The following is a 10,174-nucleotide window of genomic DNA, read 5'->3' as shown; positions in this document are numbered from 1 at the left end:
GCGGTGCGGGCGCCGCCGCGGCCGCCCCCGCGGGGGCGCCCCCGCCGCCGCCCCCGCCCGCGGTTGCGGCGCTCTCGCGCGAAGCCGCGGCGCCCCACGCCCCCGCGTGCGCGCGAGGAAACCCGCCGCCGGCGCGTCGCCGCCACGACGAGACGGGATCGCGGGGGCCGCTCTGCAGCCACGGGACGTCGAGCGGCTCCGCGTCCCCCTCCGCCAATCCGCTCAGCGCGGGGCTGCCGGCCACCGGCTGCAGAAACTCTTCGCCAACCTCCTCAAGGAAGCGCGACGGTTCGTGCAGCTGGACTTCCCCGAAGAGGCTCCGCCGGCGTGCGCAGGTCAGGTACAACCGCTCGCGGGCGCGGGTCATGCCCACGTAACAGAGGCGCCGCTCCTCCTCGACGTTGCCCTCGTCGATCGACCGCCCGTGGGGGAAGACGCGCTCCTCCATGCCGACGAGGAACACGACGGGGAACTCGAGCCCCTTGGCGGCGTGCAACGTCATGAGAGCCACGGCCGGCCGCTCGGGGTCATAGGCGTCCGCTTCGGAGACGAGCGCGACCTCCGCGAGGAACTCCTCCAGCTGCGCGCCCGGCTCGCTTCCCACGAAGGAGTGGGCGACCGTGAGGAGCTCGTCCAGGTTCTCCACGCGGGCCAGCGCCTGCGGCGAGCCGTCGGCCAGCAGGTCCTGACGGTAACCGCTCTCCTCGATGGCCGCCCGCACCAGTTCCGCCACGGGCACCTTCGACGCGCGCTCCGCGAGGTCGCGCAACAGCGCGCCGAGCTTCGCAAGTTCGGCCGCCGCCCTCGCCTGGATGCCGGGGATGGCGCCGGCTTCCTCCAGCGCCTCGTAGATCGGCCGCACACCCCGGGCCGCGCGGATGCGCTCCAGCGTGGCCGGCCCGACGCCGCGGCGCGGCACGTTGACGATGCGCTCAAAGCTGAGCCAGTCGTGCGGGTTGGCGGCCAGCCGCACGTAGGCGAGCACGTCCTTGACTTCCTTGCGCTCGTAGAACTTCAGGCCGCCGACGATGTGGTACGGCACCCCGCGCCGCAGGCACGCCTCCTCAAGAATGCGCGACTGCGCATGCGTCCGGTAGAGCACGGCGAAATCGGCGTACGACCGGCCTTCCCGCGCCACGAGCCGCTCGATCTCGCCGACGACGAAGTCGGCTTCCGCCATCTCGTCCCAGGCGCAGTGGAACGCGACCGGCTCCCCCGGCCCCAGGTCGCTCCACAGCCGCTTTTCCCGCCGCTGGCGGTTGTGGGCGATGACGCGGCTGGCGGCGTCGAGGATGTTCTGCGTCGAGCGGTAGTTCTGCTCCAGCCGGATCACGGAGGCGTCGGGGAAATCGCGCTCGAAGTCGAGGATGTTGCGGATGTCGGCCCCTCGCCAGCCGTAGATCGACTGGTCGGCGTCGCCCACGACGAAGACGTTGCGGTGGATGGCGGAAAGCGCCCGCACGATGCGGTACTGCGTGCGGTTCGTGTCCTGGTACTCGTCGACCAGCACGTGCTGGAAGCGATCCGCGTATTGCCTCGCGACGTCCGGGTGTTGCTCGAAGAGGCGCACGGTGAGCATGAGGAGGTCGTCGAAGTCGACGGCGTTCGCCTCCTGCAGGCGCGCCTGGTAGCGGCCGTAGACGCGCGCCGCCTCGTGGCGGAAGAAGTCGCCGGCGCCGCGCAGGGCCTCCTCTGGCGTGACGAGCTCCGCCTTCCACTGGCTGATGGCGGAGAGCACGGCGCCCGGAGGGAAGCGCTTGTCGCTGAGGTCCAGATCCTTGAGGCAGGCGCGGACGAGAGCGCGTTGATCGTCTGCGTCGACGACGGTGAAGGAGCGGCCGTAGCCCAATCGTTCCGCGTGCGGGCGAAGGATCCGGACGCACGCCGAGTGGAACGTGGAGACCCACAGATCGGCGGCCTTCGCGCCGGCCCAGCGGCGGACGCGCTCCTTCATCTCGTTCGCCGCCTTGTTCGTGAAGGTCAGCGCGATGATGCCGTCCGGCGGCACGCCCCGCTGGAGAAGCCACGCGATCCGCCGCGTGAGGACGTTGGTCTTGCCGGACCCGGCCCCGGCCAGAATCAAAAGCGGGCCGTCTCCATGCGTGACGGCCGCGCGCTGCGCCTCGTTCAACCCGGCGACGATGTCCATGCCCTACATTATACCGCCCTGGACGCCTTCACGGGGCCCGGCGCCGGACAGCGCCTTGGGCCAGGTGACGCGGAAACAGGCGCCGCCCTCGGGCAGGTTGGCGGCCTGGATGCGCCCGCCCAGCGAGTGGACGATGCTCGCGCTCACGGCGAGACCCAGGCCGGTGCCGTGCGGTTTCGCCGTCTGGAACGGCTCGAAGAGACGGTCCATGAAGCGCTCCGGAATGCCGGGCCCGGTGTCGCTCACGGTCAGGACGTACTCGCCAGCGTCCTCCTCCAGGCACAGGGACAGGCGCCCGCCACCGGGCATCTCCTCAAGCGCGTTGCGCACCAGGTTCAGCATGACCTGCCGGACGCGTGGCGCTTCGCCGCGCACGAGCGCCGGCCCTCCGAAGCCCGACAGGCACACCTGCACGCCGGTCTTCTCGACCTGTCCCGCGACGAGCCGCAACACCGCGGCCACCTCCTCGGCGAGGTCGCAGGCCACGTGCGGGTCGGCCGGCGGACGCGCGAGGAGCAGCATGTCGCTGGTCAGGCGTTCGATCCGCCCCACTTCCGAGAGCACCAGGGGAAGCAGTTGGGCCAGTTCCGCCGCTCCGGGGTCGCGTTCGAGCAGTTGGAGGAAGCCCTTGATGGCCGTGAGCGGATTGCGAATCTCGTGCGCCGCCGCGGCCGCCATGCTGCCGACGGCCGCCAGGCGTTCCGCGTGGCGGACCTCCTGTTCGAGACGGCGGTGCTCGGTCACGTCCTGGAGGACGACGACGATCCCCCCGCCCCCGCCGTGCACGTCCTCCCGCAGCGGCGCAGCCGTGACCGCCACCACGCGCTCGTCCTTCGGACCGGCGAGGACGATCTCGCCGAGGTCGAGCGGCTCGCGGAAGCCATCCCGGAGCAGCCGCCGGCCAGCGGTTTCCGCCATGGGCCCCAGCCGCCGGCCCAGTTCCTCGATGGACGCCCCCGATTCCATCCGCAGCCGGTGGCCGAGGGCTTTCCACATGCGGCGGGCCTGGCAGTTCACGCGCCGGAGGCGCCCATCGTCGTCGAAGACGGCGAGCGCCGCGCCCATGTTCTCGATCACGGCGTCGGTCAAGCGGTGCAGCGCTTCGATCTCCGCGATGCGGCACTCCCGCTCCTGGAACAGCGTGGCGTTGCCGATCGCCAGGGCCGCCTGCGCGGCGATGATCTCCGCCACCTCGCGCTCCGCTTCGCCGAACGGCCGGCCGCGTCCGAACACGATGACCGCCACCGTCTCCTCGTTCCAGTGGACCGGCAGGACCATCACGTGGCGGAGCCCCTCGGCGAGAAAGGGAGCGGCCCACGCCCCGGCGCGGCGGGCGTCGAACAGTTGCGTGGCCCCGTCGCGCGACGTGGCGGCGAGCTCCGGGTCGTCGAGGCCGGCCGGCATCCCGATCAGGCCTGCGGGCAGTCGGCGCACGCTGCGCACGATCCAGCCTTCCTCGGAGCGCACGCTGACCAGCCCGCCGCCCGTGAACACCCTCGCCATCACCCCGAGGGTGACGTCCGCCACCTCCGTGACGGAGAGGGAACTGTTGATCATCCGGCCCAGTTCGTACAGCGCGCGCCAGTGCTCCGGCGTCGCCGTGGAGGCCTCGCCGTCGAAGCGCTGGCGGAAGGCCCGCTGGCGGCGAATTGTGGTCATCAGATGGTCCAGCGCGGCCTTGACCCCCTGCTCCCGTTCCGCCGTGGCGGCGAGCAGGTTCTGCGCGGCCTCGCGGGCGAGGATGCGTCGCAGCGCTTCGACGGCCGGCGGCCAGAACTGCCGTCCGCTTTCCTCCATCACAACGGCCATCGCCTCTTCCGCCCCGAGCGCCGCGCCGCGATAGGGAAGCGGGTGGGTGAGGGCGACAAACGCGTCGACGACCGCGATGATCCGCGATGCAAGGGGGATCGCCTCGCCGGCCAACCCGTCCGGGTAGCCGCCGCCGTCCCAACGCTCGTGGTGATGCCGCACGGCGCGGGCGACGTCCGCCAGCTCCGCGAACCGGCCGATGGCGTCCGCGCCGACGACGGGGTGCCGTCGCATGACCGCGCGTTCCTCCGGGCCGAGCGCGTCGGCCCGCGTCAGCACGCCGGGCAACACGCTGTCCATCGCGATGTCGTGCAGCAGCGTGGCCTCGCGCAGGATCGTCTGCTCCACCGACGTCAGCCCCAGCTCCTCGCCGATGGCCGTCGCGTAATGGAGCTGCCACCGCACGCGAGGGTCGCCGGCGTACGCCAGTGCCTTCCACCGCGCCAGGAGCCCGCGGACGATGCGGCCGCGAAGCGTCTGGCCATACAGGTAGAGGGTGACCTGCGAGACGAACATGACGCTGGCCGCCAGGGCCAGCCCGACGACGCCCCATTCGATCGCGGCGGCCGTCATCAGCGCGGCGGCGACGAAGCTGCCGGCGAACGGGAGGAACGTCTCCCGCGCGTACTGGCCGAGGACCACCGGGAACGGCTGGCGCCGGTACAGAACGAGGCCCACGATCAGCAGCGTCGAGGTGCAGGCGTAAAACGTCACGTAAGACGCGACCATGTACGGCAGCGGGTCCGCCCTGGAGAGCGGCTGGAACCACGACGCGGCCCACAGGGCGACGCACCACGAGGCGGCGTTGTACAGCGTCACGAACGCGTTGGCCCGGCGCACCACCGACGCGGCGAGAGCCCCAAGGACGAGCGCAGAAAGGGCGTTCGCCGGTCCGAACGTCCAAAGGAATGCGATGACCGGCACGACGGAACTGGAGAAGCCGGCCCCTGAGGGGAGAACCAGTTGCGTCGCCTCCGCCAGGACGTAGACCGCGGCGGCGCCGGCCACGAGTGGCATGGATACGTAAGGCTGCGCAACCAGGCAGTGCACGAAGGCGGCGAGGCCGGCCAAGGCCACAAGCGTGAAGTACCGCTTGAGATGGGATGTGAGCGGTGTCACCGTCTATTCCTCGCTTAGAAGTCCCACGGCCAGTTCGGCCCGTAGGCGCTGGCGCCGAACACGAGCGCGAACAGAGCGGCGAGAAGGAGCGTGATCCGGAAAGCCTTGTTCATGTCGCGCACCTCCCTCCTATTCGCGGAGTCGAAGCGGCTTCCTTTTTTTGAAAGCCGACCTCGCGGGCTCGTGGCCTCGACCGGCTCGCCCGGAAGGCCGATTGGCCTTCCGCTTCATTCTGTTCGACACCATTGGTCAAATCTCTTCAGATTTAACGACATAAACGACAACAATCGTTCGACATCATACGACAATTCAACGAAAAAACGGGGCCTCCGTCCTATAGCTCAGGGACGAAGGCCCCATTGTCATTTCGGCGTCGTTCCGTCCAACAGGGCCGCGGGGTTCGCGTCAACCGCCCCCGCCGGTTCCGCCCGCTCCGGACGAGCCCCCGCCGGTGCCGCCCGCTCCGGACGAGCCCCCGCCGCCTCCTCCGGCGGCTCCGCCGCCGCCGGACGCCAGCTGCATCAGGGCCGTCTTCACGGTCTGCAAGATGGCGCTCTGCATTCGGGTGGACTGAAGCAGCGTCTCCATCTGCTTCTCCAACGTCTTCTGGAATTCGGGGGACTCCATGATCTTTTTCATCTGGTCCAGGATGAGCTTCTGGCTCTCCGGCGTGGTCAGCGTGCGTTGAATCTCCGGCGCGACCGCCTGCTGCCGCACGACGTTCTGGATCTCCGCCTTGACCTCCGCCGATTGCAGTTCGTCCTTGACGATGGACCGGATCTCCATGCGGTCGGAGCCGGGCGACTGGCGCGCCTGGCCGCCTCCCGCCGACGAGCAGGCCGGCGTCAGGGCGGCCATCAACGCCACGACGAGCGCCGCGCGGACGCGCCAGGGACGCATGAGCACGACCTCCGTAAGCGGCAGTGTGTCACGTCCGCGGCAAGGCTATGCGCAGGCGTCGCCCGGGCGACGTCACTCCCACTCGATGGTGCCCGGCGGCTTGGAGGTGATGTCGTACACCACGCGCGTGCACCCCGGCACCTCGGCCGCGATGCGATCGGCGAGGCGTTTGAGGACGGGATACGGCAGCTCGGCCCAGTCGGCCGTCATCGCGTCCTGGCTGGTCACGGCGCGCACCGCGACGGTCTCGCCGTATGCGCGGCGGTCGCCCTTGACGCCGACAGTGTGCGTGCCCGTGAGCACGGCGAAATACTGCCACAGGTCGCGGGCCAGCCCGGCCCGCTCAAGCTCCTCGCGCACGATGGCGTCGGCCGCGCGCAGCATCTCAAGACGCTCGCGCGTGACCTCGCCCACGACGCGCACGGCAAGCCCGGGTCCCGGAAACGGCTGGCGCATGACCGCCGTCTCCGGCAACCCCAGCTGGCGGCCGACGGCCCGCACCTCGTCCTTGAAGAGGTCCCGCAGAGGCTCGACCAGGCGCAGGCGCATCCGCTCCGGGAGCCCGCCCACGTTGTGGTGGGTCTTGATGACGTGAGCCGCGCCGCGCCCGCTTTCGATGACGTCGGGGTACAGCGTGCCCTGAACGAGGAAATCCGCGCCGCCCAGTTGCGCCGTCGTCTCCTCGAAGACGTCGATGAACGTCCGCCCGATTCGCCGCCGCTTCTCTTCCGGATCGGTGACCCCCCGCAGTTCGGCGAGGAACCGGTCCCGCGCGTCGACGACCCTGAGCGGGATGCCGAGGGTGGTGCCGACGAGGTTCCGCACCTCTTCCGCCTCTCCCAGACGAAGCAGCCCGTGGTCGACGAACACGGCGGTGAGCCGGTCGCCGATGGCGCGGTGAACGAGCGCCGCAGCCACCATGGAGTCGACGCCGCCGGACAGCGCGGCGATGGCCCGGCCGTCCCCCACCTGCTGCCGGATGCGGGCGACGGCCTCGTCGACGAACGCCGCCGGCGTCCACTCCGGGCGCAGGCCCGCGATGCGGAACAGGAAGTTGCGGATCAGGGCGGTCCCGCCCGGCGTGTGGGTCACTTCCGGGTGGAACTGGACGCCGTACCAACGCCGTTCGGGGTCTCCGATCGCGGCGATGACGCCGGCGTCCGACCGCGCCAGGACGCGGAACCCGGGCGGCGGCTGGACCACGTGGTCGCCGTGGCTCATCCACACGTCCATGCGGGCGGGGAGTCCGGCGAAGAGATCCAGCGGTTCTTCCACCGCCAGGCGCGCGTGGCCGTATTCGCCTGCCCCGGCCGGCACGACCTCGCCGCCCAGGACATGGGCCAGGAGCTGCATGCCGTAGCAGATGCCCAGCACGGGCCGGCCGACAAACGCCGCCGCGTCGACGCGCGGAGCGTCCTCCGCGTACACGCTCTCCGGCCCGCCGGACAGGATGATCGCGGCCACGTCGGACCCTTCCCAGCGCGCGGCGGGGGTGTCGTACGGCCACAGCTCCGCGTACACGCCCGCTTCCCTCACGCGGCGGCAGATCAGCTGCGCGTACTGCGCGCCGAAGTCGAGCACGACCACCCTCCGGTGGCGAACGGCGGCGTCGCTCATCGGTAGACCTCCGGCTTCAGCGTGGCGACGTACGGAAGGTTGCGGTAGCGGCCGGCGTAGTCGATGCCGTAGCCCACGACGAACACGTCCGGGATCTCGAAGCCCACGTAGTCGACCGGCACCGGCACCTGCCGGCGGCTCGCCTTGTCCAGGAGCACCGCGATGCGCAGCGAGCGCGGCCGCCGCGCCAGCAGGTTCTCGCGCAGGTACTGCAGCGTCAGGCCGGTGTCGACGATGTCCTCGACGACGAGCACGTCGCGGCCTTCGAGCGGGATGTCGAGGTCCTTGTTGAGGCGCACGACGCCGCTCGTCGTCGTCGCCTGGCCGTAGCTGGAGACGGCGATGAAGTCGAGGAACAGCGGCATGTCCAGGCAACGGATGAGATCGGCCGTGAAGGCGCAGGCGCCGGTCAGCACGCCGACCACGGTGAGCTCGCGCCCGGCCTGGACCGCGTTGATCGCCTCCGCGATTTCCCGCACGCGGCGCGCGATGGTGGCTTCGTCGAAGAGGATCTCCTGGACGTCCGCGTGCGGCGTGGCGCGTGGGCCGTTCATCGGGCCTCCTCGTAGACGGACGGCTTCAGCACGCCCACGTACGGCAGGTTGCGGTAGAAGCCGGCGTAGTCGAGCCCGTAGCCCACCACGAAACGGTCCGGAATGCGGAAGCCGACGTACTCCACGTCCACGTCGACGAGGCGCCGCTCCCGCTTGTCCAGCAGGACGGCAACCTTGAGGCTCCTCGGGCCGCGCGCGCTCAGGTTCTCCCGCAGGTACTTCAGCGTGAGGCCGGTGTCGACGATGTCCTCCACGATGAGGACATCCTGGTCCTCGATGCTCTCGTCGAGGTCGTTCAAGAGGCGGACCACGCCGGAGGACTTCGTCGACGCGCCGTAGCTGGAGACGGCCATGAAGTCGATGGCCACCGGGTGGTTCATGGCGCGCATGAGATCCGCCGCGAAGGGCACGGCGCCCTTCAGGATGCAGACCATCTTGATGGGCCGGCCGCGGTAGTCCCGCTCCAGGGTGCGGGCCAGCTCTTCCGTGCGCCGGGCGATCTGCTCTGCGGTGACGAGGATCTCGGCGACGTCTTCGTGCGGATTCAGGTTCATGGCCATTAGTGTAGCAGGAAGCGGTACTGCGACTCCAGCAGGCGGTGATAGACGCCTCGCTTCGCCACGAGCGTGGCGTGGTCGCCCCGCTCGACGATGCGGCCGTGGTCGAGGACCAGGATGAGGTCGGCGCGACGGATCGTCGAGAGGCGGTGCGCGACCACGAAGGACGTCCGCCCTTTCAACAGGCGGGCCAGCGCGTCCTGGATGAGCAGCTCCGTCTGCGTGTCGATGGCGGAGGTGGCCTCGTCCAGGATCAGGATCCTCGGGTCCGCGAGGATGGCCCGCGCGAAGGAGAGCAGCTGGCGCTCCCCCGCGGAAAGGCGGCTGCCGCGCTCGCGGACTTCCGTGTCGTATCCCTGAGGCAGCCGCATGATGAACTCGTGCGCGTGCACCGCGCGCGCGGCCGCCTCCACCTCCTCGTCCGTGGCGTCCAGGCGCCCGTAGCGGATGTTGTCGCGGATGGTGCCCGCGAAGACGAACGTGTCCTGCAGCACGAACGCGATGTTGCGCCGCAGGGAGGCGAGGTCGTACTCCCGCACGTCGCGGCCGTCGATCAGCACCCGGCCGGACGTCACGTCGTAGAAGCGCGCGATGAGGTTGACGATCGACGTCTTGCCGGCGCCCGTGTGCCCCACGAGCGCGACCGTCTGCCCGGGCTGGACGTCGAAGTTGACGTCGCGAAGCGCTTCTCCGCGGTCCTTCTCATACGCGAAGTGCACGTGCTCGAACGTGACGCGCCCCTCCAGGCGCTCGACCGTGACGGCGCCCGGCCGGTTCGTCACCTTCGCCGGCGTGTCGAGGATCTCGAAGATCCGCTCCGACGAGGCCATGGCCACCAGCAGGGTGCTGTACACCTGGCCGATGCGGGAGATGGGTTCCCAAAAGTTGCCCGTGTAGTTGACGAACGCCACCAGGTTGCCGAGGGAGATCGCGCCCTGACGCCACAGCATGACCCCGTAGATGAACACCGCCGCCGTGCCCACCGCGCCCGTCAGCTCCACGAGCGGCCCGAACTGCGAGTTCTGGTGGACGGCGCGCATGTACGACCGGTAATTTGCGAAGTTCAGGTTGCCGAAAAAGATCTGGTTCTCCCGCTCCTGCGTGAAGGCCTGGGTGACCCGCATGCCCTGCAGCGCTTCGTTGAGGTGGGCGTTGATCGTCGCGATGCGCATGCGCACCGTCTGCCAGGCGCGGCGGATGCGGACGCGCAGGCGCGTGGAGATGAGAAACATCACGGGGACGACGACCACCGAGACGAGCGCCAGCCGCGGCTCCAGGTAGAACAGCATGCCGAGGATGCCGAGCAGCGTGAACGCGTCGCCCAGCGTGTTCACCACGCCGTTCGACATCAGGTCGTTGAGCGCGTTGACGTCGTTGATCACGCGAACCAGGACCTTGCCGGCCGGGCGCCCGTCGAAGAACTCGAACGACAGCGCCTGGATGTGCCCGAAAAGCTGCGCGCGCAGGTC

7 protein-coding genes are annotated in these 10,174 nt (G+C 70.1%); all 7 read right to left on the bottom strand.

Features of this window, described 5'->3' with window-relative positions:
• On the bottom strand, positions 1-2,149 hold a 2,149-nt coding region (locus IRZ18_06525; protein ID MBX5476760.1), incomplete at its 3' end, for a UvrD-helicase domain-containing protein.
• A 3-nt stretch (positions 2,150-2,152) separates the two neighbouring features.
• Positions 2,153-5,077 carry an HD domain-containing protein gene (locus IRZ18_06520; GenBank protein MBX5476759.1) on the bottom strand — a complete coding sequence of 975 codons (2,925 nt, stop codon included), beginning with the start codon at positions 5,075-5,077 and terminating at the stop codon, positions 2,153-2,155.
• Positions 5,078-5,482: 405 nt separating this feature from the next.
• On the bottom strand, positions 5,483-5,977 hold the full coding sequence (locus tag IRZ18_06515) for a hypothetical protein (GenBank protein ID MBX5476758.1): 495 nt from the start codon (positions 5,975-5,977) through the stop codon (positions 5,483-5,485).
• 72 nt (positions 5,978-6,049) lie between these two features.
• The gene (gene guaA / locus IRZ18_06510; protein ID MBX5476757.1) at positions 6,050-7,594 is read right to left on the bottom strand and encodes a glutamine-hydrolyzing GMP synthase; all 1,545 of its coding nucleotides are present in this window, start codon (positions 7,592-7,594) and stop codon (positions 6,050-6,052) included.
• Positions 7,591-8,148, bottom strand: a complete 558-nt coding sequence (gene hpt, locus IRZ18_06505; protein ID MBX5476756.1) for a hypoxanthine phosphoribosyltransferase — start codon at positions 8,146-8,148, stop codon at positions 7,591-7,593. Before hpt (IRZ18_06505) ends, guaA begins: the two co-directional genes overlap by 4 nt.
• Positions 8,145-8,702 carry a hypoxanthine phosphoribosyltransferase gene (gene hpt, locus IRZ18_06500; protein MBX5476755.1) on the bottom strand — a complete coding sequence of 186 codons (558 nt, stop codon included), beginning with the start codon at positions 8,700-8,702 and terminating at the stop codon, positions 8,145-8,147. The genes hpt (IRZ18_06505) and hpt (IRZ18_06500) overlap by 4 nt, the downstream gene beginning before the upstream one ends.
• A 5-nt stretch (positions 8,703-8,707) precedes the next feature.
• The coding region (locus IRZ18_06495) for an ABC transporter ATP-binding protein (GenBank protein ID MBX5476754.1) at positions 8,708-10,174 on the bottom strand (1,467 nt) is incomplete at its 5' end.

It is taken from the genome of Clostridia bacterium (genome assembly GCA_019683875.1).
Classification (GTDB): domain Bacteria; phylum Bacillota; class Sulfobacillia; order RBS10-35; family Bu92; genus Bu92.
Note: the sequence above shows the minus strand (reverse complement) of the source record. Positions and strands in the feature narration are given on the sequence as shown.